Raw genomic sequence first — 24,844 nt, forward strand, 5'->3', positions numbered from 1 at the left:
CGGTCGCGGTGACCGTGTGGAGATCTGCCGACATCCGTCCGACCGGGAGCCGGGCGCGGCCGCGGTCCGCGCCGGAGACTGGTGGTGGGCGTCGGCACCCTGTCCGCGGTGACTACGTCGTGAACCGGTCCTTCGTCGACAGAGGAGCTTCGGATGCGTCTGCGCAAGTGCTCGGTTGCCGTCGTGTTCGTGGCCGCCGCGGCCTGCGCCGCTCTCGCCCCGCAGGCCATGGCCGCCACCATGCCCTGGGAGACCGGCAACACCCCCACGGCCACCGTGGTGTGCGGGAGTCCCTGCTGTCAGTGACGGCACCCGCGCGGGCGGCCGCCGTCCGCCGCCGCGGTTCGGCGCCGGCGTCGCGGTGGTCCCGTGCGAGGACGGCAGCGTGCGCGTACGGCACTGAACGCAGTCATGCGATCACACAAGGACGTGTCCGGGAATGAGAGACATGTCGTGCGCGTTGGCGGGGCAGGACGACGAGTACCGGAGTATCACGTGAGCGCTGCGATGATCGCGACATCTTTGGTCGAGACCCTACGAGAACGGCGCCGTTCCGCGCCGGGGCGTCTGTGGCTGGTCGTCCCTCTGCTGCTGGTCGTGGCGATTCCGGTGGCCGACGTGTTCCTGCCGCCGGACATCCATCTCGCCCACCTCCTCGTCGTCGCCGTGGCCGTCACCGCGGTCGGCACCGGGCCCCGCGCCACCGGGCTGATCGGGGTGCTGGCGGTCCTCGCGCTCGTCCTCGCCGGCCTGGAGCGACGGACACTGGTCACCGAGAGTGTCCTCGTGGAGCTCGCCGCTCTCCTCGCCGTCTGTGTCTTCTTCGTCCTGTTCACCCGGATGCGGGACCGGCGCGAGCGCGAGCTGGTCCGGGCGCGCTCGGTGTCCGACGCGGCACAGAGCGTCGTACTGCGGCCGCTGCCGCACCGGGCCGGGCCCGTCACACTGGCCTCGCGGTACCGCAGCGCGGAAGCGGACGCGACCATCGGCGGCGACCTGTACGCCGCCGCCCGGATCCCCGGCGTCACGCGGCTGCTCATCGGGGACGTCCGGGGCAAGGGTCTCCCCTCCATCAGCGACACGGCGATCGTGCTGGGCGCCTTCCGTGCCGCCGCGCACCGCAGGATCCCGCTGCCGGAACTGGTCGCCTACATCGAGGACGCCGTCCGGTGGGGGCTCGCGGAGTTCTCGGAGCCGGGGGAGGACGCCGCCGAGCGCTTCGTGACCGCCGCCGTCATCGACATCCCGGACGACGAGCCCGTGATACATCTGATCAGCTGCGGGCATCCGCCGCCCCTCCTGCTGGGCCATCGCGGCAAGAAGGTGCGGTCGCTGACGGTCCCCGAGCCGTCGCCCCCGCTCGGCCTCGGTGCGTGGGCCGTCGACTCGAACGGCGCGGACCGCGTCCGCCCCTGCTACGTCCCGGCGACCTTCCCGTTCGAGCACGGCGACCGGCTGGTGCTGTACACCGACGGGATCAGCGAGGCCCGCAACGCCGAGGGCGACTTCTATCCGCTCGCGGAGCGCGCCATGGTCTGGGCCGACGAGGTGCCGGGATCGATGGTCGAGCGGCTCGCCGCGGACGTCGGCGCGTACACGGGGGGACGGCGGGACGACGACATGGCCATGATCGTCGTGCAGCGCGACTGATCGTCCGGCGCGGCTGACGGTCCGGCGCTGCTGCTCCTCCACTGCCGCTGAACAGCGTCACCGCGGCCCGCCTCCCCGGGCGGGCCGTTCCGTTTTCGCCGGGGTGTTCCGGCAGGTGCGGGACCGGTCGGGGGCGACCGGAAAGCGTTGTCGCGGAGCTCGAAACCCTAGCTCGCGACCACCAGTTCAAGCCGATGTTCTGATGCGGTCATGACAGCCCTGTGCGGCGGATGCCAATCTGCTCTCCGGAAGTTCACCGCCCACTCACAGGCACCTCACGCCATATCCTCATCTCCTTTCCCCACATCACCGGCACGCCCCGAGCAGACGTCACCCCGTCGCCCCGTGCCCATTCGGCCCTTCCTCCTGCACCCGCGCGCCGCCGGACGGCTCGACCCAGCCGACCCGCTCTCCCGGGCTCCACCGAGCCCGACCACCCCACAGAAGGAGAACGCCATGTTCCGGCAGGACCGTCACCATCGCCGCGTCAGAGGCGGCGTCAGCCTGGCGCTGGCCGCCGCCACCACCCTGCTCGCGGCCGGCCTGCAGCAGGGCACCGCCCTGGCCACGGGCGGCGAACACGCCCCCGCCCGGATCCTGGCCACGCCCAGGGCCGGCGCGGCCCCCGCGGCACTCTCACCGGCCAGGCGCACCGCACTGCTCAGGAGTGCCGCGACCGCGGCCCCCGACACCGCGAAGACCCTCGGCCTGGGCTCCGGCGAGAAGCTGGTCGTCAAGGACGTCACCCAGGACGCCGACGGTACGACGCACACCCGCTACGAACGCACGTACGAGGGCCTGCCCGTCCTCGGCGGGGACCTGATCGTCCACCGGAGCGGCAGCCGGCTCACCGTGTCACGGGCCACGAAGGCATCCCTCGCGGTCACCTCCACGAAGGCGAAGATCTCCTCGGCCACGGCGAGGACCCAAGCGCTCACCGCCGCGGCGAAGGCCGGCGCGGAGCACCCCGAGGTCGGTTCCAGCCCCCGTCTCGTCGTCTGGGCCGCCTCGGGCCGGCCCGCCCTGGCCTGGGAGTCCGTCGTCGGAGGCGTCCAGGACGACGGCACGCCGAGCGAACTCCACGTCATCACCGACGCGGCGTCCGGCAAGCAGCTCTTCCACTACCAGGGTGTCGAGACCGGCACCGGCACCGGGCAGTTCGACGGGACCGTGCCGCTCGGCACCACGCTCTCCGGTTCGACCTACCAGCTCGTCGACGGCGACCGTGCCGGGCACCGCACCTACGACCTGAACCAGGGCACCTCGGGCACCGGCACCCTCTTCACCGACGACAACGATGTCTGGGGCGACGGCACGGTCGCCAACCGGCAGACCGCGGGCGTGGACGTCGCCTTCGGCGCGGCGGCCACCTGGGACTTCTACAAGGACGTCTTCGGCCGCAACGGCATCCGCAACGACGGTGTCGCCGCCTACAGCCGCGCCCACTACGGCAACAACTACGTCAACGCCTTCTGGCAGGACAGCTGCTTCTGCATGACGTACGGCGACGGCTCCGGCAACACCCACCCGCTCACCGCGCTCGACGTCGCCGCGCACGAGATGAGCCACGGCGTCACCGCCGCCACGGCGGGGCTCACCTACTCCGGCGAGTCGGGCGGCCTGAACGAGGCGACCTCCGACATCTTCGCCGCCGCCGTCGAGTTCTACGAGAACCTGCCCGCCGACGTCCCGGACTACCTGGTCGGGGAGAAGATCGACATCAACGGCGACGGCACCCCGCTGCGCTACATGGACAAGCCCTCCAAGGACGGCGCGTCCAGCGACTACTGGAGCCCGTCGCTCGGCGGACTCGACGTCCACTACTCCTCGGGCCCGGCCAACCACTTCTTCTACCTGCTCTCGGAGGGCAGTGGAGCGAAGACCGTCAACGGGGTCGCCTACGACAGCCCCACCTACGACGGGCAGCCGGTGACGGGCATCGGCATCGACAACGCCCGGCAGGTCTGGTACCGGGCTCTGACCACCTACATGACGTCGAGCACCGACTACGCGGGCGCCCGCACCGCCACGCTCCAGGCCGCGACCGACCTCTTCGGCGCCTACAGCCCCGCCTACCTCGCCGTCGCCAACGCCTGGGCGGCGATCAACGTGGGCAACCGGGTCGCGATCGGCGTCAACGTCGCACCGATCGCCGACCAGATCAGCGGTGTCGGGCAGGCGGTGTCCCTCCAGACGGACGCCTACACCACCAACTCCGGCGCGGGCCTGACGTACACGGCGACCGGCCTGCCGGACGGACTGACGATGAGCGGCACGGGACTGATATCCGGCACCCCGACCACGCTCGGCGCCAGCGACGTCACGGTCACGGTCACCGACGACACGGGCGCGTCCGCCACCCGGCACTTCTCCTGGCGGGTGGCCTACATCTACGCCAACGCCACCCGGGTCGACATCCCCGACAACGGCGCCGCGGTGGAGTCCCCGGTCACCGTCACCGGCCGGACCGGGAACGCCTCCGCCACCACCCAGGTCTACGTCAAGATCATCCATACCTACCGGGGTGACCTGACCGTCGACCTCGTGGGCCCCGACGGAACCGTCTACTCCCTCCTGAACCGCAGCGGCGGCTCCGCCGACAACGTCGACCAGACGTTCACCGTCGACGCCTCCGCACAGCCCCTCGCCGGCACCTGGAAGCTCCGGGTCCAGGACCGTGCCGCGATCGACGTCGGCTACATCGAGCAGTGGCGGCTCATTCCCTGATCCCGCCGCTACGGCGCCCCAGCGGCCCCTCCGGTCCGACCGCCGCGTCGGACCGGAGGGGCCGTCGCGATCAGGGATCTCCAGGACCTGTTCCGTTTGAAGGGCATCTCGAAGACCCGGGAGAACAGCCATGCGCCGAGCACCGAGACCGGCAGGGCCAGGGCGAGTGTGCAGCAGAACGCGGGCAGGCCGGGAGACGCGACGTGCGGGGCGACGCGGCGGATCACGGTCATGACGATCGGCAGGTGGATCAGGTAGAGACTGTAGGAGAAGTCGCCGAGCCGCCGGACCGGCCGGGTGGTCAGCAGCCGCAGGAGCGGGGCGGGCCTGCCGGTGGCCACCGCGGCCAGCAGCATCGTCATGGCGGGGGCGACGGCGAGGTCGATCCAGAAGTAGTGGTGCACCGTCCACACGGAGCCCTTGACGAGACCGAGGACCAGGACGGGCAGGGCGGCCAGGGCCGCGAACCATCCCCAGGGCAGGCGCCGGACCCGCTCTCGCGCGGCGACCACCCCCGCGCCGATCACACCAACGACGAACACGGGTGCGAGGTGAGGGGCGAGCCAGTTGTCGCCCTCCACGGGATCGGCGCCGGGCGCCGCCAGGCCGAGGGCGATCACCGGAAGGGCCGCGCACGCGGCCAGCACCACGGCGTTCGTCCGGCGCCGGACAAGAAGGAGCAGGGGGAAGAGGAGGTACAGCTCGGCCTCCACTCCGATCGACCAGAACGCGCCGTTCGGTGTGGGCGCGGTGATCATGTCCTGGGCGACGAGGCCGAACACGAGGGCGGTCCTGCCGGTCGGCGGTCCGAAGTGCGAGGCCGGCACCACGAACAGGGAGACGAGCAGGCTGATCGCCAGCGCCGCCCAGTACGGCGGCAGGATCCGCCAGGCACGCCGGCGCAGGAACCGGGCGACACCGCCCGTCCGCCAGCCGTGACGCGCCGGGGAGATGGCCAGGGAGAAGCCGGACAGCACCAGGAAGAAGACGACGGCGAGGCGCCCGAACATCAGCCCCTTCAGCCACGGCGGCGCCGAACTGTCGGGATATCCGGGGAAGGTGTACAGCCAGCAGTGGAACAGCACGACATACAGGGCGGCCAGGCCGCGGAGGCCGTCCAGGCCCACCACCGGTGAGTGCGTGCGGGCCCCGGCGGCCGTCTCCTCCTGCCCCGCCGGGGCCGGGGCGGTCGGGCGCGGAGTGCTGTCGGCCGGACGGCTCAGGTCCGTGGAAATCGTTCAACCCCTTCTCCTGGCAGCGCGGGTGCCGCCGAGGTGTCTCGGAGGCGGTGCGCCGGGCGGCACAGGGCCACCACAGAGACTTGGTACGTGCCGGCGGGCCCGGCGGTTCAGTGCGGAGCCGGCGGTCCCTGTCGCCGACAGCACCGGAGCCGGAGTGTCAGCCCGTCTCGGCGGCCTTCTGCCCGGACGGGGCGACGGCGTACCACTGCGCGTCCTTCCCCTGGCCGTTGGCCTGTCGGGCCCCGGTGTCGCCGTTGTACCGGTAGAGCGGCCATCCGGCGAGGGTGAGCTGCTTCTTGCCGTTGCGGTGCACCGTGCCGAGCAGGTTCTCGGCGACTCCCGAGGTCCGCACCGAGTCTCCCACGATGACCGGCAGCCACGTCTTCGTACAGGTGCCGGAGCACGTCCACTTGGACGGATCGGACTCGTCCTTGTCGTAGCGGTAGAGGGTCATCCCCCGGTCGTCGGCGACCACGGTGCCGATGCCGTCCATCGCCTCGGCCGTCACGCCGGTGGTGAGGGCCGAGGACCCGGTCCCGGAGCCGTCACCGCCGTCCGCCGCCGAGGTGGCCGGTGCGGAGACCGCGGAATCCGACGTGGCCGGGGCCGCCGGCGCGGCACTGCCGGTGCCGTTCGAAGAACCGCACGCGCCCAGCAGGAGCGGGGAGGCGAGCCCCGCGGCGAGGCTCAGGACGATGCGTCGCAGGATCAAGGAGTTGCCCTTTCAGGAGTCGCGGCGACTTGCCTCCCTTGGTACGTCGCCCGGCTCCCGCCCTCTCAGCCGCGGACACGAGATGACGCAGTCTTGACCATCGCCGCCCCGGTGACGGCCGTGGCGGCCTGCGCGGTCACGGCGTCGGCGCGTCGGCGTCCGTGCGAGTGAGGTTCTCCTCGATCCGCGCCAGGAACCGCATGCCCTCCGGTACTCCTGAGGACCGCATCGTCCTCGCCCCGGGCCGATCCGGACGCCGGCCGCACGGCTGCCGTTCCTCCTCGCACGGCGAACGCGCACGCTGAACGGGCCGCCCGTCGTGGAATTGTCCGGCCCGTACCAATGGGGACCGCGGAAGCCCCGCCGACGCCACGCGATCTTGGTGATTCGCCCACCGTTCATGGCGCCCTCACCTGGCGGGCGGCGGCTGTTCGGGCCACGCAGGAAGGGTCCTGGCGGCCTGTCACAACCGAACCCCAGGACGGATTTCGTGATCGAATCACGCGTTCGCCGGTGGCGTCACAGCCTCCGTGTTCTGCTCGTCGCCGTCGCCGGCCCGACGCTCGCCGTCGGCGCCCTGACCGCGTCGCCCGCCCACGCGGCGGCGGCCGACGACATCCGGATCAACGAGGTGGTGACCACCGGGGACGTCAACGACTCGGTGGAGCTGTACAACAGGGGCACCGCCTCGGTGAACCTGTCCGGCTGGATCCTCAGGGACGACGACAACAGTTCCAAGTACGCGATAGCCGCCGGGACCACGCTTGCCCCCGGCGGTTTCGTGGCCTTCGACGTGCACAACTCCTTCGGTCTCGGCTCCGACGACGAGGCGCGTCTCTACCTCGCCGACGGCACCACCCTGGTGGACAGTTACAGCTGGAGCGAGCACTCCGACCCGTCGTGGTCGCGCTGCCCCGACGGCACCGGTTCCTTCGGCTCGGCGAAGGTGACGCTGGGGGCCGCCAACGACTGCGGATCCGGCGGGGTGTCGGCGACGGCCTGGCCGGGCGGCGGCTCGGTCTCGACCGCCGACACCAAGAACGCCTTCGGCTCCGACCTGAGCGGCCTCTACCAGGAGGGGAGTGTGATGTGGGCGGCGCAGAACAGCGGAAAGCTGTGGCGACTGGTCCCGAACGGCTCCACCGCCTGGAAGGCCGACACCGGCAACGGCTGGACGTCCGGCAAGGCCCTGAAGTTCCCCGGCGGCTCGGGCACCCCCGACGACGAGGGCGTCACGCTGACCGGCGCCGGATCGAGCGGGGGCGTCTACGTGGCGAGTGAGCGCAACGCGGACTCCTCCGGCACCAGCCGGCTGTCCGTCTTGAAGTACGACGTGAGCGGCACCGCCACCACGCTCACCGCCGCCACCGAGTGGAACCTGACCCCGGACCTGCCCTCCGTGGGCTCCAACCTCGGCCTGGAGGGCATCACCTGGGTCCCGGACGCCACCCTGACCGCGGCCGGGTTCAGGGACGCCACCACCGGCGCGGCCTACAACCCGGCCGGCTACGGTTCCCACACGGGCGGGGTGTTCTTCGTCGGCGTCGAGGGCACCGGCATGATCTACGGCTACGTCCTCAAGGACGGCGGCACCTTCACCCGGGTCGCCTCCGTCAGCAGCGGCATGGCCGGCGTGATGGAACTCCAGTGGGAGCCGCAGGCCTCGCGCCTCTGGGCGGTCTGCGACGACACGTGTGACGGCCAGCACCGGACCATGAAGATCAACGCGTCGGGTGTCCTCGCCACCACCGCGATCTACAACCGCCCGTCCGGCATGGACAACCTCAACAACGAGGGCTTCGTGGTCTCCGGTGCCGACGCGTGCAGCGGCGGCACCAAGCCCGTGTACTGGTCCGACGACAGCAACGACAGCGGCCACGCGCTGCGCCGGTCCACCATCACCTGCTGACCCTGCCGGCGCACCGGTACCCCGCTGTATCGTACCCGCGGCATCTCACGCACCACCGGAACACAGCGTCAACTCCCTTACCGGCACGTCGACTTCACCGATGTGCCGGTCCCGTTCGCCGCCCCCGGAGGAACCGTGGCAACCGACCGCCCCCACCGTTCTCGTGTGCCTGCGACCCGACGCAGATCCCTTGCCCTGACGGCGGCCCTGGCCGCCGTCTGCTGTGCCGGCCTCACCCTTCCCGCCCAGGCCCGTGCCGACTCCACCGCCGACCGGGCGGCCCTCGCCCAGTGGTGGGCCCCCGTCCACTTCCAGGACGTCGACTCCACCGGCGAGACCGCGCTCGGCGGCAAGTCCGACTACATCACGTCCTACGACTACGACGGCGACCTCAACGGCCGCGACAACTGGGAGAACACCAGCCAGGCCGCGCTCGCGGCGCATGTCTACTACTCGGTCGTCCAGACCCCGTCCTTCTCGTACCTGCTGTACACGTACTTCCATCCCCGCGACTGGTCGGACGGCGTGCTGGACAACTACCAGGAGGACCTCAGCGAACACGAGAACGACTCCGAGGGCGTACTCGTCGTCGTCGCCAACGACGGTTCCGCACACGGTCAGTTGAAGGCCGCCATCACCGTCGCGCACAGCAACTTCTACTCCTGGGTGCCCGCGGGCAGCGACTTCACCAGCGGGCAGGAGAGCGTCGACGGCACCCTGAAGCTCCAGGGCGACCCGCACGACGACGGCCACGGACGCCCGTTCACGACCCAGCAGCCCAACACCCACGCCGCGTGGGCCGAGGGCTACCTCTCCAAGGAGCGCGACCAGTACGCGAACGGCGACGGCATCGTCTACTACCCCGGCTCCACCGCCGAGGTGCCCTCCGGCTCCAACGACCGTGACGTGCAGTACACACTGACCGACGTCTTCGCCCCGGGCGGCATGTGGGCGAACCGCACCCTGACCACGCTCTTCGCGACCACGGACAACTTCGCGGGCGACGACGGCTCCAACCCCTACGGTGCCAGGTGCGGCGCGGGCGGGGTCCTCGGCCCGGCCAACGGCACCTGCGACACCGACGCGGCCAACCCGCCCTGGGCCTGGGACGACGCCGACGACCTGCCCGGCCGGGGCTACCTCGCCACCAACCCCGCCGAACTCGTCTGGGACTACTTCAACTGGTCCGGCAAGCCCTCCTCGCCCGACCTCGCCTACACCTGGGACCAGTACAACGGCATCACCTCGTAACACCCGGTACCGGTAGCGTCACTCCGTCGCGAACGGGGCTCACCGTGCGCGATCGGCCCGGAGCTGGTGTGCTGGGGGAGGGGGTTTCGGCCGTTCCCGTCGTACCGGTTCCGGGAGAGACGCATGAGTACCTACCGAGTCGCGCAGGTGACCGCCGCGGGCGGACCGTTCGAGGTCGTCGAGCGTGAGGTGCCCCGGCCGGGTCCCCGGCACGTGCGGATCGCCGTGGAGGCCTGCGGAGTCTGCCACAGCGACAGCTTCTTCGTGACCGCCGGGCTGCCGGGCGTCACGTTCCCCGTGGTGCCAGGACACGAGATCGCCGGGCGGATCGAGGAGATCGGCGAGGGCATCGAGGACTGGGGCTGGCAGATCGGTGACCGGGTCGGCGTCGGCTGGTTCGGCGGCAGCTGTGGTCACTGCAAGCCCTGCCGGCAGGGAGACTTCATCGTCTGCGAGAACCTCCAGGTACCCGGCTGGGCGTACGACGGCGGCTTCGGCGAGCGGGTCATCGCCCCGGTCGACGCCCTGGCCCGCATCCCCGAGGGACTGACCGCCGCCGATGCCGCGCCGCTGGGCTGCGCGGGCGTGACCACCTTCAACGGGCTCAGGCGCAGCCCGGCCGAGCCCGGCGACCTGGTCGCCGTCGTCGGCCTCGGCGGACTCGGCCACCTCGGAGTGAAGTACGCGGTGGCCATGGGCTTCGAGACGGTGGCCATCGCCCGCGGCGCCGAGAAGGCCGACTTCGCCAAACAGCTCGGCGCCCACCACTACATCGACTCCACGACCTCGACACCCGTCGCGGAGGCCCTCCAGTCGCTCGGCGGCGCCAAGGTGGTGCTCGCCACCGCGGGCAACTCCCAGGCGATCTCGGCGGCCGTGGACGGCCTGGGACCCAGGGGCGAGCTGGTGGTGATCGGCATCGACCCCGAGCCCCTCGGGACCAGCCCGCTCCAGCTGCTCACGAAGGCCCGGGAGATCCGCGGCCACCCGTCCGGCACCGCCCAGGACGTGCAGGACACCATGGAGTTCAGTGCCCTGCACGGGATCCGTCCGACGATCGAGACCGTACCGCTGGAGGAGGCGGGCGCGGCCTACCGGAAGATGATGGACGGGGCCGCGCGCTTCCGCATGGTGATCACTTACGGCTGAGGCGCACGTCTCGGCCGTACGGCACGGGCCGCGAGCAGCGCGATGTCGTCCTCGGAGCCGGTGGCCAGGCGCTCGAGGACGGTGTCGACGATCTTGTCCAGCGGGTCGGCGGGGGACAGCGACAGACCCGTCAGACGGGCCAGGCCCCGGTCGATGTCCTCACCGCGCCGCTCCACCAGCCCGTCGGTGTACAGGAGCAGCACACCCCCGCGTTCCGGGGTGACGCGCTGTTCGTAACAGCCGAGCCCGCTGCCCAGCGGCGGGCCGACCGGCACCGGCACCAGCTCGATCCCGCCCTCGGGGTTCAGCCAGACCGGGGGCAGATGCCCGGCGCTGGCATAGGTGAGGGTGGCGACGTCCGCGTCGCTCAGCGCCAGGAAGCAGGTGGCCACCCGCTCGAAACCGGAGTCCGAGACCATCCGGTCCGCGTGCTCCAGGATCCGGCCCGGGGAGAGTCCCGCGCGGGCCAGGGCACGGAGCGTCGAACGGTAGTGGCTCATGGCCACCGCCGCGTCCACGCCGTGCCCCATCACGTCCCCGATGACCAGCATCGTACGGCCGTCCGGCAGAGCCAGGACGTCGTACCAGTCGCCGCCGATCAGCGAGCCGTCGTCGGCGGGACGGTACCGCCCGGTGGTCTCCACACCGGCGTGCTGCTGCAACTGGCCCGGCTCGGCCAGCAGCGCCCGCTGCAACTCCAGCGCCATGGTGTGCTCGCGCTCGAAGCGGACCGCCCGGTCCAGGGCGCGCGCGGCCCGGTCGGCGAGTTCGCGGGCCACCGTGGCGTCCTCGTTCGAGAACGGCGCGGAGTCCCCGGCCCGGGCCAGCTGCAGACTGCCGAGGTACCGGCCCTCCGAGACCAGCGGCGACAGGAGCACCGAGTGGACACCGGCGGTCAGGCACGCACGGGCCGGCGGCCAGCTCGGGATCAGCGCCCGCCACTGCGCCGCGGTGATCGCGTTGCGCCGCAGCACCCGGCCCGCCGCCAGGTTGCGCCGGGTGCCGATGCCACGCGGCCAGCCGACCAGCTCACCGCGCGCGTCGAGGGCCGCGAGCCCGGTGACCAGATCGGGCCTGGTGGCGTACGCGGCGAGCCGGACGGGCGCCCGCCGCCCCGTGGCCGTGTCCGGCGGCACGAGCTCCACCCCGGCGGCGTCCGCCAGCTCCGGCACCACGAACTCCGCCAGCTCCCGGCAGGTCCCGGCGACATCGGTGCCGGTACCGATCCGGGACGCGGCCGCGTCGAGCAGCGCGAGGCGCCGATGGGCCCGCTCCAGCTCGTACAGGTACTGCTGCGGCTCACTGATCTCCAGGCCGACTCCGGCGACGCCCACCACCTTGCCGCTGCTGTCCACCATCCGGTGGTACACGCACCGCCACTCCCGGACCTGGTACGGCGAGTCCACCCAGGTCCGCCCGGCGACGATGGTCTCGCGCGGCCGTCCGTCGTGCAGGACGTCCCGCAGCACCGCCTCCGGCCGCTGGATGTGCGGCAGCACCTCGTGCAGGGTGTGCCCGACGTACGCGGCGGCGGGCAGCCCCGTCATCCGGGCCATGTGCGGGTTGACGTACAGGTAGCGCAGGTCGGTGTCGAGGACCGCGAAACCGGCTGCCGCGCCCTCGACGATGCCGCGCAGCAGATCGATGTAGCCGATGTCCACCGCCGGTGCGCCCGAGGAGGCCGGTCGTCGCGAGGAGGTGTCCCTGTCCACCCGGTCCTCCTCGCCTGCCCCCGCCCACGGCCGCCCCCATCCTCCACGAGGCCCCGGTACCGCGCATTCCGGGGCATATCGTGACAAATAATACCCGCCTGCTCACATCGCCGGGTGCCGGTCTGTGCGGCGGCCTTAACCCCCGTTGATCAGGAGCGGTGACGCCGGCGTAATCACCGGTGCCTACGGTCGGGGGCCGGAGAACAGAAGCCGACCAGCAGGAACAGGGGGGTGACCGTGGCCGCGCCGGACTCGCGCAGTACCGACACCGGCACGGTGCGGACGGTCTGCTCGTACTGCGGGGTCGGCTGCGGCCTGGTCCTGGACATCGGCAGCGGCCCGGACGGCCGACGTACCGTCCTCAAGGCCTCCGGCGACAAGGAGCACCCGGCGAACTTCGGGCGGCTGTGCACCAAGGGTGCCACCACCGCCGACCTGCTCGCCGCGCCCGGCCGGCTGACCACCGCCCTGCTGCGGCCGGCCCGGGGCGAGGAGGCCGTCCCCACGGCCGTGGACACGGCGGTTGCCGAGACCGCGCGACGGCTGCGCGCGATCGTCGACGAGCACGGCCCCGACGCGGTCGCCCTCTACGTCTCCGGCCAGCTGAGCCTGGAGGCCCAGTACCTGGCGAACAAGCTCACCAAGGGCTTTGTGCGCACCAACAACATCGAGTCCAACTCCCGGCTGTGCATGGCCAGCGCGGCCACCGGCTACAAGCTCTCCCTCGGCGCCGACGGCCCGCCCGGCTCCTACGAGGACCTCGACCGCGCCGACGTCTTCCTGGTCATCGGCGCCAACATGGCCGACTGCCACCCCATCCTCTTCCTGCGCCTGATGGACCGGGTGAAGGCGGGCGCGAAGCTGATCGTCGTCGACCCGCGCCGTACCGCCACCGCCGCGAAGGCCGACCTCTTCCTCCAGGTCAAGCAGGGCACCGACCTCGCCCTGCTCAACGGCCTGCTCCACCTGTTGCACGAGAACGGGCACACCGATCCCGGGTTCATCGCCGCCCACACCGAAGGCTGGGAGGCGATGCCCGACTTCCTGGCCGGCTACCCGCCCGCCGCCGTCGCCGCGATCACCGGCGTCCCCGAGGCCGGCCTGCGCGCGGCCGCGCGGCTGATCGGCGAGGCGGGGGAGTGGACCAGCTGCTGGACCATGGGCCTCAACCAGTCCACCCACGGCACCTGGAACACCAACGCCCTGGTCAACCTGCACCTGGCCACCGGCAGGATCTGCCGCCCCGGCAGCGGGCCGTTCTCCCTCACCGGCCAGCCCAACGCCATGGGCGGCCGCGAGATGGGGTACATGGGCCCCGGGCTGCCCGGCCAGCGGTCGGTCCTGGTGGACGCCGACCGCGCCTTCGTCGAGGACGTGTGGGGACTGGAGCCCGGCACGATCCGCGCCGACGGAGTCGGCAAGGGCACGGTCGAGATGTTCCGGAAGATGGCCGACGGCGAGATCAAGGCCTGCTGGATCATCTGCACCAACCCGGTCGCCTCCGTCGGCAACCGGCGGACCGTCATCGAGGGCCTGGAGGCCGCCGAGTTCGTCGTCACCCAGGACGTCTTCACCGACACCGAGACCAACGCCTACGCCGACGTCGTCCTGCCCGCCGCCCTGTGGACCGAGGCCGAAGGTGTCCTGATCAACAGCGAGCGCAACCTCACCCTCGCCCGTCCCGCCGCCGACCCGCCCGGCGAGGCCACCGCCGACTGGCAGCTGATCGCCGCCGTCGCCCGCGCGATGGGCTTCGGGGACGGCTTCCGCTACGACAGCGCGGAGCAGATCTTCGAGGAGATCAAACGCTTCCACAACCCGGCGACCGGCTACGACCTGCGCGGAGTCAGCTACGACCGGCTGCGGGCCACGCCGGTGCAGTGGCCCGCGGCCACCGCCGACGGCCCCGACCGCAACCCGGTCCGGTACGCCGGCCCCGACGGCACCCTCACCTTCGCCACCCCCTCCGGCCGCGCCGTCTTCCACGCCCGGCCGCATCTGGACCCCGCCGAGATGCCTGACGACGACTACCCGTTCGTCCTGAACACCGGCCGCCTCCAGCACCAGTGGCACACCCTCACCAAGACCGCGAAGGTCGCCAGGCTCAACAGGCTGAACCCCGGTCCGTTCGTCGAGGTCCACCCAGAGGACGCCGCCGCGCTCGGCCTCGCCGACGGCGACTCCGTCGAGGTCGCCTCCCGGCGCGGCCGGGCGGTGCTGCCGGCCGTTGTCACCGACCGGGTGCTGCCCGGCTCCTGCTTCGCGCCCTTCCACTGGAACGACCTGTTCGGCGAGTACCTCAGCGTCAACGCGGTGACCGGCGACGCGGTCGATCCGCTGTCCTTCCAGCCCGAGCTGAAGGTGTGCGCGGTGTCGCTGACCAAGGTGTCCACCCCGGTGAACGTGCGGGTGCCCGGGTTCGAGGAGACGCCGGCCGTCGTCGCCGCGCCCACCGGCGTGCCGCCCTCCGCCGCCGCCTTCGGTCTCGACCCCGCCCCGCCGCCGGTCCTCACCGCATCCGAACGGCAGTACCTGATCGGCTTCCTCGCCGGCATCCCGGCCGGTGCCCCCGGCGTCCCCGTCCTGCCGCCGGACGCGCCGTTCAGCCCAGAACACGCCCTGTGGGTCAACGGCACCCTCGCCGGCATGTACTCCCGGTCCGCCACGACCACGGTGACGGCCGCCGGACCGGCGACGAGCCGCCAGGTCGTCATCCTGTGGGCCTCGCAGACCGGCAACGCCGAGGACTTCGCCGCCACCACCGCCGAACGCCTCGCCGCGAGCGGCCACCCGGCCTCGCTGGTCGCCATGGACCAGACCGACCCGGCCGACCTCCCCGTGGGCGCCGACCTGCTGCTGATCACCAGCACCTTCGGCGACGGCGACGCCCCCGACAACGGCACCGGCTTCTGGGACGGCCTCGCCGGCCTCGACGCCGGACGCCTCACCGGCCGCCGGTACGCCGTACTGGCCTTCGGCGACTCCCGGTACGCCGACTTCTGCGGCCACGGGCGGCGCCTGGACGGCCGTATGGACGAACTCGGCGCGGTCCGGCTCGCCCCGCGCACCGACTGCGAACCGGACTACGAGACGCAGGCGCAGGCCTGGCTGGAGCAGGTGCTCACGGCTCTCAAGGACGAGGCCGCGGCCGCCTCCGGGCCGGCTGCCGCGGTCGCCTCAGCGGCGGCTCCCGTGCCCGCTGCCGCGCCGGCCAGGTCCGGGCGGCCCGCCCCCACCACCGCCCGGCTGGTCGGCAACCGGCTGCTCAGCCTGCCCGGTGCCGGCAAGGAGGTCCGCCGGTTCAGCTTCGACACCCGCGACAGCCGGACCCCGCTGGTCTACGAGGCGGGCGACGCGCTCGCGGTCCACCCCCTCAACTCCCGGGGCCTGGTGGCGGAATGGCTGACCGTGACCGGTCTCGACGGGACGACCGGCGTGCCCGTCGACGGGGTCGGGGAAGTGCCCCTCGCCGAAGCCCTGTCCCGGTACCTCGACATCACCCGGATCACCCCGGACCTGCTCCGTTTCGCCACCGAACGCACCCGCGACCCGCGCGAACTGCGCAAGCTGCTGCGCCCCGACAACAAGGACGAGCTGGCCAAGTGGTGCTGGGGACGCCAGGCGGTCGACGTCGCCGCCGAGTTCGGGATCCGTGCCGACGCCGGGGAGTGGGCGGGTGTCCTCGGCAGGCTGCAACCGCGCCTGTACTCGATATCGTCCAGCCCGCTCACCGACCCCCACCTGGTCTCCACCACCGTCTCCGTCGTCCGCTACGAGAACCTGCACGGCAGGCCCCGGCAGGGCGTCTGCTCCCCGTTCCTCGCGGACGCCGGACCGGGCACGCCCGTCCCGGTGCACGTCCGGCGCTCCCCGCACTTCCGCCCGCCCGCCGACCCGGCGACGCCCATGGTGATGGTCGGCCCCGGCACCGGCGTGGCGCCGTTCGTCGGCTTCCTGGAGGAGCGCCGCGCTCGCGGCCATCGCGCCCCCAACTGGCTGTTCTTCGGCGAACAGCACCGGGCCACCGACTTCTACTACGAGCAGGAGCTGACCGACCTGCTCACCGGGGGCACCCTGAGCCGCCTGGACACCGCCTTCTCCCGCGACCAGCGGGCCAAGGTCTACGTCCAGGACCGGATGCGCGAACACGGCCCGCTGCTGTGGTCCTGGCTCCAGGACGGCGCCCACTTCTACGTCTGCGGTGACGCCTCCCGGATGGCCAAGGACGTCGACCGCGCCCTCAAGGACATCGCCGCCCTGCACGGCGGACTGAGCGAGGCGGAGGCGACCGCATACGTCAAACAGCTCGCCGCGGACCGGCGTTACGTCCGTGACGTCTACTGAACACGTCCACTGATCAGGCCCGCTGATGACGCCCGTTCACCGGTCACGTCTGCTGATCTTCCGTCAGCTGCTGCATCATGAGCGCCGGTTGGAACCGAAACCGGGCCTGCGGGGTGCGCGCCGACCAGCCCAGCAGATGCTCAGCGTGCGTCAACCGGTCCTGGAGCGTGGAGTGATGCACGCCGACCTCCCCCGGCGTGCTCAGCCCCCCGGCAGGCGCCGTAGGCAGTTCAGGTGGGCTGCTCTTGCCGGGACAGGGCGGCCTGCGGGGCGAAGCCGTCGAAACCGTGGAAGCCGCCGGGCCAGACGTGGAGTTCGGCGGTGCCGCCCGACTGCCAGGTGCGGGAGGCGTAGGCGACGGTCTCGCCGCGGAAGGTCTCGGCGGGGCCGCCGCGGGCCTGGCCGAGGAGCGCGGTCCAGCCGGTCTCGTTGGCCGTGCGGTGCCGGACGCCGAGGCCCTTCATCTGGTGGCCGGACGGGGTGTCGTTGCGGTCGTCCAGCATCGGGCACATCAGCATCTGGCCGATCACAGACTGGCCCTGACGGTTCCTCAGGAGAAGGACCGGCGCCGCGATCACGATCCGCTCGGGGTCGCCGCCGATCTCCCGCGCGTGCTCCGCCGTCCACAGCAGCCCGGCGTACACGTCCTCGACCGGCGCCGGATGCGGATGCTCGGACGCCAGCCGGTACTCGACCGACACCACCACCGCGCCCAGTTCCTTCGCCCAGGCCGGCGGGACGTCGACGCCCAACCGGTTGCCGCCGTTCACCATGCCGCCGCCGTGCACGTGGTAGATCACCGGCAGTGGCGGGGGCACCGCGGGCGCGGTGGGCCGGCAGATCAGCGGGGAGATCCCGGGGGCGCCCGCCGGGCCGGGCACCGCGCGGTCCGCCGTCTCGAACGCGCCGTCCATGGGCAGGTCCACCTCGGCGAGCAGCCGGGTCCCCGCGCTCTGCCGGACGGTGGCGATGTCGTCCGGCGTGACTCCCTGATCGGCTCCAGGGTGGCGGAGAGTCCGGGGTCGAGCGGGGGCGGCAGGGAGGCCATGGCGGCTCCTCGCGGCGGTGCTGAACGGAACTGCTCGCAGCACCGTGATCCGCGCGCCCCGTCGGGGCCCGGGGCCGCCGTCCCGGCCACCGCCTTGACTTCGAGAGCGCTCGAAGTTCTAGCGTCGGACGGACAGCACACGATCCGGGCGGAACGGAGAACGGCCATGCGCGTGGGCGTGCACATCAACCGGTTCAACCATCCTGGCGGCAGCCCCGCACTGGGCGCCGAACTCGCCGCCGCCGGTGCCGCGGCCGAGGCGGCGGGCGTCAGCTGGGTCTCGGTGATGGACCACTACTTCCAGATGGAGTTCAACGGCGGCGCCGAGGACGCCATGCTGGAGGCCTACACCACCCTGGGCTTCCTCGCCGGCCGTACCTCCACCGTCCAGCTGGGCGCCCTGGTGACCGGAGTGACCTACCGTCACCCCGGACTTCTCGCCAAGATCGCCACCACCCTGGACGTGGTGTCCGGCGGCCGGGCCACGCTGGGCATCGGGGCCGCCTGGTACGACCGTGAGCACCACGGTCTCGGCGTGCCGTACCCGCCGCTCGCGGAGCGCTTCGAGCGGCTGGAGGAGACCCTCAGGATCTGCCTGCAGATGTGGGACCCCAAGGACGACGGGCCCTTCGAGGGCAAGCACTACCGGCTCGCCGAGACGCTCTGCGTTCCGGCGCCGGTCAGCTCGCCGCACCCGGAGATCATGATCGGCGGCGGGGGAGAGAAGAAGACCCTGCGTCTGGTCGCCCAGTACGCGGACGCCTGCAACCTGATCCCCTCCTCGCCGGAGGAGCTGCGGCACAAGCTGGAGGTGCTGCGCGGGCACTGCGACACCGTCGGGCGCGACTACGACACCATCCGCAAGACCATCGCGTACACCGGGGACGCGGCCACCGACGGAGACCTGGACGCCTTCACCCGGGACATCGAGGGGTACGCCGGGCTCGGCCTCGACACCGTGATCGTCGGCCCGCGCCTGGGGGAGACCTCGGGGTGGATGGAGACCTTCGCTGCCCCGGCCGTCGAGCGGCTCGCCGCGATCGACTGAGACGCCGAGGGGCCGGGGCTCATCGGGCCCCGGCCCCTGTGTCACCCGGGCGGTGCCTCAGGCGGCGACGCCCACGTTGCCGTGCAGACGCGCGACGACCTCGGTCAGCTGGGCGGCGACCTCGGTGTCGTCGGCCGGGTGGGTCTCCGCGAAGCGGGTCACCGAGCCGGGGATCGACAGCTTGATTTCCTCGATCACCTTGCCGCCGGCGATGCCCACGGCCTTGCGGGCCTCGTCCTGCGCCCACACGCCGCCGTACTGGCCGAAGGCGGTGCCGATGACGGCCACCGGCTTGCCGCCGAAGCCGCTGGCGCCGTACGGACGGGACAGCCAGTCGATGGCGTTCTTCAGGACGGCCGGGATGGTGCCGTTGTACTCGGGGGAGAAGAGCAGGAACGCGTCGGCGGCCTGGGCGGCCTCGCGCAGCTTCGCGGCGGCGGCCGGGACGTTGCCCGCGACGTCGATGTCCTCGTTGTAGAACGGGATGTCGGCCAGGCCCTCGAAGAGCTCGACCACGGCACCCTCGGGGGCGAGCTTGACGGCCGCCTCGGCGAGCTGACGGTTGTGCGAACCGGCGCGAAGGCTGCCGACGAGCGCAAGGATGCGGACAGACATGGGGGAACTCCAAGGGGGGTGAAACACTGCCGTTACAAATACGGACCGGGGTCCGGTTATTTCCTAACACCCCAAACGGACCGCGGTCCAGTTCTGTTCCCCATGCTTTACGCTGTCTTCATGTCCAGCGTCCTGCCTCCCTTCCCGCAGCCCCAGGAGCCCTTCGACGCGCCCCAGTTGCTCGAGGTGGGGCCGGCCCCCGAAGAGCTGTGCCTGCGCGCCGACGCGGCGCGCAACCGCGCCCGGCTGCTGGAGGCCGCTGCCCGGCTGATCGCCGAGCACGGCGTGGCCGGCGTCACCATGGAGGCGGTCGCCGCGGCGGCCGAGGTGGGCAAGGGCACGGTCTTCCGCCGCTTCGGAGACCGCACCGGGCTGCTGATGGCGCTGCTCGACCACTCCTCGCGCCAGCTCCAGGCGGACTTCCTGGGCGGGCCGCCGCCTCTTGGCCCCGGCGCCCCGCCGGTCGAGCGGCTGCGCGCGTTCGGCGTCGCGGTGCTGTACCGCGCCTCCGAGCAGCTCGACCTCCAGCTGGCCGCCCAGCCCGAGCCCACCCGGCGCTACGCCAATCCCCCGATGCAGGCGCTGCGCACGCACGTCACGATGCTGCTGCGGCGGATCCAGCCGGAGGCCGACTGCGAACTGCTCGCCCACACACTGCTGGCCTATCTCGACCCGGCCCTGGTCCACCATCTGACCAGGCAGTGCGGGATGACGATGGAGCGCCTGGAGGCCGGCTGGATCGACCTGGTCGCCCGCGTCACACGGACGGAGTCGCCTCGCTGACGTCCGGCCCGTGGGCGGTGAACATGTCGACCAGGCCCTGCGGGGCGTCGGCCCGGAACAGCAGGTCCCCGCTCGCCTCCGACTCGGCCGCCGACCTCTCGGCGCGTGCGAACATCGGCTCCTCGTAGGCGGCCAGGGCGGCCTCGGTGTCGCCGGGGTGCGCGACCAGCGCGAGGCCCAGGTCGGAGCCGTCGATCAGCGCCAGATTGGCGCCCTCGCCGGCGAACGGCGACATCAGATGGGCAGCGTCGCCGAGCAGGGTGACGCCGGGCACCCGGTCCCAGCGGTGGCCGACCGGCAGGGCGTGGATCCGTCGGGGCACCAGGGCGCCCTCCGCGTCGGCGACCAGCGCCCGCAGGCTCTTGTCCCAGCCGTCGAAGCGCTCGAGGACGGCCCGCTTGGCCGCCCCGGTGTCGGTGAAGTCGATCCCGTCCAGCCACTCCTCGGACGCCTTGACCGCCGTGTACACGTGCAGACTGCCGTCGCTCTCCCGGTGGGCGAGGAAGCCCCGGCCCGCGCCGAGCGCGAACAGCATGCCGCCGCCGATCACCTCGGCGCTGACCGGATGCCGTACGTCCGCGTCCGGCAGGTCCGTCTCCACGAACGAGACCCCGGTGTACGCGGGTGAGGCGTCCGAGAGCAGCGCGCGCACCCGTGACCAGGCGCCGTCCGCGCCGACCAGCAGATCGGTAGTGAAGGAGCCGCCGTCCGCCAGGGACACCTCGTGCCGCCCGTCACCGAGCGGACGCGCGCCGGTGACCTTCGCGCCCCAGCGGATCACGCCCTCGGCCAGCGAGCCCACCAGCAGCCGGCGAAGGTCGCCCCGGTCGATCTCGGGCCGCCCGCCGGTGCCGTCGTCGGGCGATTCGAGGCGGACCCGGGCGTCCTTGTCCAGCACCCGCACCGACTGGCCGCCGGCGTGCACCTGGGCGAGGAACTGCTCGTGCAGTCCGGCCGCGCGCAGCGCCGCCTGGCCGGAGTCGTCGTGGATGTCGAGCATGCCGCCCTGGGTGCGGGCGGCGTCGGAGGCGTCGAGGTCGAAGACGGCGGCCTCGACGCCGTGCACCTGAAGCACCCGGGCGAGGGTGAGCCCGCCGAGACCGGCGCCGATGACGGCTATGGGGTGGTGGGGAGTCGGCATGGTGGTCTCCTAGTCGCGAGGTTCGGGTACGGCGGTACGTTCGATGCCGCTGATCAGGGCCTGGAAGGCCCAGGAGGCGCGGTCCCCGGGTGCCCCCGACAGGAGCAGCCCGGACGCGGCGGCGATGTGCGGGTGGGTCCGTTGCGAGACCTTGCCGAGCGCGTCGCCGAGCGCGTCCCAGTCCCCCCGGGACTCCCCTCCCGCGTGCTCGGCGGCGGTCGCGGTGGCGCGCTGCAGCAGCAGGTCGACACCCCAGGCGGCCCGCTCGCGCGGTACTCCGCCCTCGTCGAGCAGGCCCAGCAGGTTCTCGATCAGGTCCAGGTAGTGAGGGCCGCTCGGCCAGGCGGTCAGCGCGGAGCGCGCGAGGCTCGGATGCTCCAGGAGCATCTGCGTGTACGCGATGAGCACCCGCTCCAGCCGCTGCCGCCAGTCCCCTTCCGCCGGAGCCGGTGGCAGGGTGGCGAGCAGCTCGTCCAGGACCGCCGCGTGCAGCTCCGCGGTGTTGCGGACGTAGACGTACAGCGAGGCCGGGCCCGTGTCGAGTTCCTGGGCGAGGCGCCGCATGGTGACCTTCTGCAGTCCCTCGGTGCGCAGGATCTCGACGGCGACGCCGACGATGCCCTGTCTGCTCAGGGCGGGCTTGGCGGGACGCTCGCGGCGGGAGCGGGGGGTGGCTGGCATGCGCCCACGGTAACGAACATGTTCGTCAGGAACAAGTTCGACACGAACATGTTCGTCGAGACGTGGGTGCGGCGGACGCTGTGGCGCGGGACCCGCGGGCACGAATGCTCCAAGGGTGAACCACCTTGACCCGCCGGAACCGCCTCCCCGGCGCTCTGCCAAGATGCCGTACGTCATGGTGCAGATACCGAATACGCCCTCGGCAGCGTCGCCGACTCCGCGCTCGGTCCCCACGAGCGCAGATGTGGCCCGTCTGGCCGGCGTCTCCCGTGCGACCGTCTCCTACGTCCTCAACAACACCAGTGCCGTACGGATCAGCGAGCCCACCCGCCGCCGGGTCCACGAGGCCGCGAAGGAGATCGGGTACGTCCCGCACGCGGCCGCCCGCAGCCTGCGCGCCGGTCACAGCCGGATGGTCCTGATGCCCGCCCCGGCCATCGCGATGGGCCCGCTGTACGGCCAGTTCATCACCGACCTCCAGGGGGCCCTCGGTCGCCTCGACTACACGGTCGTCCAGTACGGCACCGCGGGCCTGCGCGGGGACGAAGCCGCCCGCGCCTGGGCCGAGTTGAGGCCGGTGGCCGTGCTGGTCCCGGGCGCCGGACTCGGTACCGAGAGTGTCGCCGTCCTCAAGCGGGCCGGTGCCCGCGCCGTGGTCACGCTCGGCCCCGAGCGGGTGGACGGGGCGCACGCCCTGCTGATGGACCATGAAGCCGTCGGCCGCTGCGCCGGTGCCCACCTGTACGCCCGCGGCCGGCGCCGCGTCGGTGTGGTCGTCCCCGAGGAGGCCGGTCTGGAGACCTACTCCAGGCCCCGTCTCCAAGGCGTCCGCCGGGCCCTGTACGGCACCGACGCCACCGTGACCGAGCTGTCCCTCGGCTACACGGAGGAGTCGGCCGCCGGACTCGCCGCCCGGTGGACGGAGTTGGGGATCGACTCGGTGTTCGCGTACAACGACGAGTACGCGATGCTGGTCATGCGCGCCCTCCAGGACGAGGGCGTGCGCATCCCCGAGGACACCGCCGTGGTGGGCGCCGACGACCTGATGCTCGGCCGGCTGCTGCGGCCCCGGCTCTCCACGGTCCACATCGAGCTGCCCTCCGGCCGCGATCTCGCCGAACTGGTCGACCGCGTGGTGCGCGACCCGGGCGGCGCACCGGAGACGCACGAGGTGCTCGGTGCCTCGGTGGTACGGCGCGAGTCCAGCTGATGCCTCACCCTGGTCGGGGCGGTGCTTTTCCGGGCCCCCTGACTAGGATGTTGCGCGCTCAACAAAACGGCTCGCGGGCACCGTGGGCCGCGCAACCCCGGTGATCGATCGGAGAGCCGTCATGTCGCTGCTCGACCCGAAGACCTGGCAGGCGAGCGCCCTGTCCGGCCCCCAGTACGCCGTCACCGAGCCCGCCACCGGTGACACGCTCGGCACCGTCACCCTGGCCGCCCCCGCGGACGTCTCCCCGGCCGCCGCGGCCGCGCGGGCCGCGCAGCGCGAGTGGGCCCGCGCACCCCACTTCGTGCGGGCCCAAGTCCTGCGCCGTGCGGGCGACTTGTTCGCGGAGCACGCCGAGGAACTGCGCGAGTGGATCGTCCGCGAGTCGGGCTCCATACCCGGCAAGGCGGACTTCGAACTGCATGTCGCCGCCCAGGAGTGCTACGAGGCCGCCGCCCTCGCCTCCCGCCCTGCGGGCCAGGTGCTGCCCAGCGAGGCCCCCCGGCTGTCGTACACCCGCCGGGTCCCGGTCGGTGCGGTCGGGGTGATCGCGCCGTTCAACGCGCCGCTGATCCTGTCCATCCGGTCGGTGGCGCCCGCCCTCGCGCTGGGCAACGGGGTGGTCCTGAAGCCGGATCCGCGCACCGCCGTCTGCGGTGGGCTGTCCCTCGCCGCCGTCTTCGCCGAGGCCGGGCTGCCCGAAGGGCTGCTGCAGGTGCTGCCCGGCGCCGCCGACGTCGGCGCGGCGCTGGTCGAGGACCCGCTGATACCGGTGATCTCGTTCACCGGATCGACGGCGGCCGGCCGCGCGGTCGGCGAGGCCGCGGGCCGCCGCCTGAAGCGTGCTCACCTCGAACTCGGCGGCAATTCCGCCCTGATCGTCCTGGAGGACGCCGACCTCGACGCGGTGATCTCCACCGCCGCGTGGGGATCCTTCTTCCACCAGGGCCAGATCTGCATGACCACCGGACGGCACCTGGTCCACAGCTCCCTGGCCGAGGAGTACGTCGAACGCCTCGCGGCCAAGGCCGACTCCCTCGCCGTCGGTGACCCGCACCGCGCGCAGGTCCACCTCGGTCCGATCATCGACGACGCTCAACTCGCCAAGATCCACGGCCTGGTGGAGGCGAGTACCGCCCAAGGCGCGAGACTCGCCGCCGGCGGCACCCATGAGGACCTCTTCTACCGGCCCACCGTCATCGCCGGCGTCGGCGACCGCACGCCCGCCTACGCCGAGGAGGTCTTCGGGCCGGTTGCGCCCGTCCGGTCCTTCGCCGACCTCGAGGAGGCCGCCGCCCTCGCGGCCGACAGCTCCTACGGCCTGTCCCTCGGCATCGTCACCCGGGACGCGGCGCGCGGCCTGGACCTCGCCGAGCGCATCCCGACCGGCATCGTCCACATCAACGACCAGACCGTGAACGACGAGGCCGTGGCGCCCTTCGGCGGGGTCGCCGCCTCCGGCACCGGAGCGCGGTTCGGCGGCGAGTCCAACCTGGACGCGTTCACGGACGTGCGCTGGACGACCGTACGTGGGGACGTGGCGCCGTACCCCTTCTGAGGCGAGGCAGGCCGAGCGGGCCCGAACAGGGCCCGATCGAGATGGACGGATCTCCGTACATCCCA

18 protein-coding genes and 1 pseudogene are annotated in these 24,844 nt (G+C 72.3%); 11 read left to right on the forward strand and 8 right to left on the reverse strand.

Translation table 11 applies throughout. From position 1 onward, the window contains the following. Nucleotides 1-153: 153 nt before the first annotated feature. The 3 genes from ACFXI4_RS29135 to ACFXI4_RS29145 all read left to right on the forward strand — a co-directional run bounded on the left by ACFXI4_RS29135 (nucleotide 154) and on the right by ACFXI4_RS29145 (nucleotide 4,377). On the forward strand, nucleotides 154-306 hold the full coding sequence (locus ACFXI4_RS29135; protein WP_384996488.1) for a hypothetical protein: 153 nt from the start codon (nucleotides 154-156) through the stop codon (nucleotides 304-306). Between the two features lie 189 nt (nucleotides 307-495). Further along, on the forward strand, nucleotides 496-1,650 hold the full coding sequence (locus tag ACFXI4_RS29140) for a PP2C family protein-serine/threonine phosphatase (protein ID WP_384996491.1): 1,155 nt from the start codon (nucleotides 496-498) through the stop codon (nucleotides 1,648-1,650). Between the two features lie 456 nt (nucleotides 1,651-2,106). Next, nucleotides 2,107-4,377 carry a M4 family metallopeptidase gene (locus ACFXI4_RS29145; RefSeq protein ID WP_384996494.1) on the forward strand — a complete coding sequence of 757 codons (2,271 nt, stop codon included), beginning with the start codon at nucleotides 2,107-2,109 and terminating at the stop codon, nucleotides 4,375-4,377. An 8-nt stretch (nucleotides 4,378-4,385) separates the two neighbouring features. Here the strand turns inward: ACFXI4_RS29145 and ACFXI4_RS29150 are convergent, their stop codons facing one another. Together ACFXI4_RS29150 and ACFXI4_RS29155 are read right to left on the reverse strand one after the other, a co-directional pair. After that, the gene (locus tag ACFXI4_RS29150; protein WP_384996497.1) at nucleotides 4,386-5,507 is read right to left on the reverse strand and encodes an acyltransferase family protein; all 1,122 of its coding nucleotides are present in this window, start codon (nucleotides 5,505-5,507) and stop codon (nucleotides 4,386-4,388) included. 268 nt (nucleotides 5,508-5,775) lie between these two features. Then, nucleotides 5,776-6,330: a hypothetical protein gene (locus tag ACFXI4_RS29155; RefSeq protein WP_384996500.1), complete on the reverse strand. Its 555-nt coding sequence runs from the start codon at nucleotides 6,328-6,330 to the stop codon at nucleotides 5,776-5,778. A 490-nt stretch (nucleotides 6,331-6,820) separates the two neighbouring features. Between ACFXI4_RS29155 and ACFXI4_RS29160 the strand changes: the two genes are divergently transcribed. The 3 genes from ACFXI4_RS29160 (at nucleotide 6,821) to ACFXI4_RS29170 (ending at nucleotide 10,639) form a co-directional block, all read left to right on the forward strand. After that, the gene (locus tag ACFXI4_RS29160) at nucleotides 6,821-8,239 is read left to right on the forward strand and encodes a lamin tail domain-containing protein (RefSeq protein WP_384996503.1); all 1,419 of its coding nucleotides are present in this window, start codon (nucleotides 6,821-6,823) and stop codon (nucleotides 8,237-8,239) included. A gap of 165 nt (nucleotides 8,240-8,404) precedes the next feature. Then, nucleotides 8,405-9,490: a hypothetical protein gene (locus tag ACFXI4_RS29165; RefSeq protein ID WP_384996506.1), complete on the forward strand. Its 1,086-nt coding sequence runs from the start codon at nucleotides 8,405-8,407 to the stop codon at nucleotides 9,488-9,490. A 123-nt stretch (nucleotides 9,491-9,613) separates the two neighbouring features. After that, nucleotides 9,614-10,639 carry an alcohol dehydrogenase gene (locus tag ACFXI4_RS29170; RefSeq protein WP_384996509.1) on the forward strand — a complete coding sequence of 342 codons (1,026 nt, stop codon included), beginning with the start codon at nucleotides 9,614-9,616 and terminating at the stop codon, nucleotides 10,637-10,639. Here ACFXI4_RS29170 and ACFXI4_RS29175 read toward each other — a convergent pair. Continuing rightward, entirely contained in the window at nucleotides 10,630-12,351 is a 1,722-nt protein-coding gene (locus tag ACFXI4_RS29175; protein WP_384996512.1) for a SpoIIE family protein phosphatase, read from the reverse strand. The two genes, ACFXI4_RS29170 and ACFXI4_RS29175, sit on opposite strands and share 10 nt — an antisense overlap. Nucleotides 12,352-12,582: 231 nt before the next feature. Between ACFXI4_RS29175 and ACFXI4_RS29180 the strand changes: the two genes are divergently transcribed. After that, nucleotides 12,583-16,695: a molybdopterin-dependent oxidoreductase gene (locus tag ACFXI4_RS29180; RefSeq protein WP_384996515.1), complete on the forward strand. Its 4,113-nt coding sequence runs from the start codon at nucleotides 12,583-12,585 to the stop codon at nucleotides 16,693-16,695. A gap of 43 nt (nucleotides 16,696-16,738) precedes the next feature. On the opposite strand, the gene ACFXI4_RS29185 is transcribed toward ACFXI4_RS29180, so the two are convergent. Next, a complete protein-coding gene (locus ACFXI4_RS29185) occupies nucleotides 16,739-16,876 on the reverse strand; it encodes a helix-turn-helix domain-containing protein (RefSeq protein WP_384996518.1) in 138 nt (45 codons plus the stop codon). Nucleotides 16,877-16,896: 20 nt separating this feature from the next. Continuing rightward, nucleotides 16,897-17,743, reverse strand: a pseudogene (locus tag ACFXI4_RS29190) (alpha/beta hydrolase). Between the two features lie 166 nt (nucleotides 17,744-17,909). Between ACFXI4_RS29190 and ACFXI4_RS29195 the strand changes: the two are divergent. Continuing rightward, nucleotides 17,910-18,791 carry an LLM class F420-dependent oxidoreductase gene (locus tag ACFXI4_RS29195; RefSeq protein ID WP_384996521.1) on the forward strand — a complete coding sequence of 294 codons (882 nt, stop codon included), beginning with the start codon at nucleotides 17,910-17,912 and terminating at the stop codon, nucleotides 18,789-18,791. 57 nt (nucleotides 18,792-18,848) lie between these two features. On the opposite strand, the gene ACFXI4_RS29200 is transcribed toward ACFXI4_RS29195, so the two are convergent. Next, nucleotides 18,849-19,406 carry an NAD(P)H-dependent oxidoreductase gene (locus tag ACFXI4_RS29200; RefSeq protein ID WP_362717950.1) on the reverse strand — a complete coding sequence of 186 codons (558 nt, stop codon included), beginning with the start codon at nucleotides 19,404-19,406 and terminating at the stop codon, nucleotides 18,849-18,851. Between the two features lie 102 nt (nucleotides 19,407-19,508). On the opposite strand from ACFXI4_RS29200, the gene ACFXI4_RS29205 reads away from it, so the two are divergent. Next, entirely contained in the window at nucleotides 19,509-20,189 is a 681-nt protein-coding gene (locus tag ACFXI4_RS29205) for a TetR/AcrR family transcriptional regulator (protein ID WP_384996524.1), read from the forward strand. Here ACFXI4_RS29205 and ACFXI4_RS29210 read toward each other — a convergent pair. Then, complete coding sequence (locus ACFXI4_RS29210) at nucleotides 20,164-21,330, reverse strand: FAD-dependent oxidoreductase (protein ID WP_384996527.1); 1,167 nt, start codon at nucleotides 21,328-21,330, stop codon at nucleotides 20,164-20,166. The two genes, ACFXI4_RS29205 and ACFXI4_RS29210, sit on opposite strands and share 26 nt — an antisense overlap. Before the next feature lie 9 nt (nucleotides 21,331-21,339). Further along, the gene (locus tag ACFXI4_RS29215) at nucleotides 21,340-22,011 is read right to left on the reverse strand and encodes a TetR/AcrR family transcriptional regulator (RefSeq protein WP_384996530.1); all 672 of its coding nucleotides are present in this window, start codon (nucleotides 22,009-22,011) and stop codon (nucleotides 21,340-21,342) included. 163 nt (nucleotides 22,012-22,174) lie between these two features. Here ACFXI4_RS29215 and ACFXI4_RS29220 point away from each other — a divergent pair, with 163 nt between their 5' ends. Together ACFXI4_RS29220 and ACFXI4_RS29225 are read left to right on the forward strand one after the other, a co-directional pair. Next, the gene (locus ACFXI4_RS29220; protein WP_384996533.1) at nucleotides 22,175-23,221 is read left to right on the forward strand and encodes a LacI family DNA-binding transcriptional regulator; all 1,047 of its coding nucleotides are present in this window, start codon (nucleotides 22,175-22,177) and stop codon (nucleotides 23,219-23,221) included. A gap of 121 nt (nucleotides 23,222-23,342) precedes the next feature. Next, entirely contained in the window at nucleotides 23,343-24,779 is a 1,437-nt protein-coding gene (locus tag ACFXI4_RS29225; RefSeq protein WP_384996535.1) for an aldehyde dehydrogenase family protein, read from the forward strand. The last annotated feature ends 65 nt before the right edge of the window (nucleotides 24,780-24,844 follow it).

This window comes from Streptomyces sp. NPDC059224, from assembly GCF_042754285.1.
In the GTDB taxonomy this organism is placed as follows: domain Bacteria; phylum Actinomycetota; class Actinomycetes; order Streptomycetales; family Streptomycetaceae; genus Streptomyces.

Excerpts from the sequence above, each read along its gene's own strand:
- ACFXI4_RS29215 (WP_384996530.1), bottom strand. The coding sequence starts at position 22,011 with ATGCCAGCCACCCCCCGCTCCCGCCGCGAGCGTCCCGCCAAGCCCGCC.
- ACFXI4_RS29200 (WP_362717950.1), bottom strand. The coding sequence starts at position 19,406 with ATGTCTGTCCGCATCCTTGCGCTCGTCGGCAGCCTTCGCGCCGGTTCG.
- ACFXI4_RS29170 (WP_384996509.1), top strand. The coding sequence starts at position 9,614 with ATGAGTACCTACCGAGTCGCGCAGGTGACCGCCGCGGGCGGACCGTTC.
- ACFXI4_RS29210 (WP_384996527.1), bottom strand. The coding sequence starts at position 21,330 with ATGCCGACTCCCCACCACCCCATAGCCGTCATCGGCGCCGGTCTCGGC.
- ACFXI4_RS29205 (WP_384996524.1), top strand. The coding sequence starts at position 19,509 with ATGCTTTACGCTGTCTTCATGTCCAGCGTCCTGCCTCCCTTCCCGCAG.
- ACFXI4_RS29145 (WP_384996494.1), top strand. The coding sequence starts at position 2,107 with ATGTTCCGGCAGGACCGTCACCATCGCCGCGTCAGAGGCGGCGTCAGC.
- ACFXI4_RS29135 (WP_384996488.1), top strand. The coding sequence starts at position 154 with ATGCGTCTGCGCAAGTGCTCGGTTGCCGTCGTGTTCGTGGCCGCCGCG.
- ACFXI4_RS29220 (WP_384996533.1), top strand. The coding sequence starts at position 22,175 with ATGCCGTACGTCATGGTGCAGATACCGAATACGCCCTCGGCAGCGTCG.
- ACFXI4_RS29225 (WP_384996535.1), top strand. The coding sequence starts at position 23,343 with ATGTCGCTGCTCGACCCGAAGACCTGGCAGGCGAGCGCCCTGTCCGGC.
- ACFXI4_RS29195 (WP_384996521.1), top strand. The coding sequence starts at position 17,910 with ATGCGCGTGGGCGTGCACATCAACCGGTTCAACCATCCTGGCGGCAGC.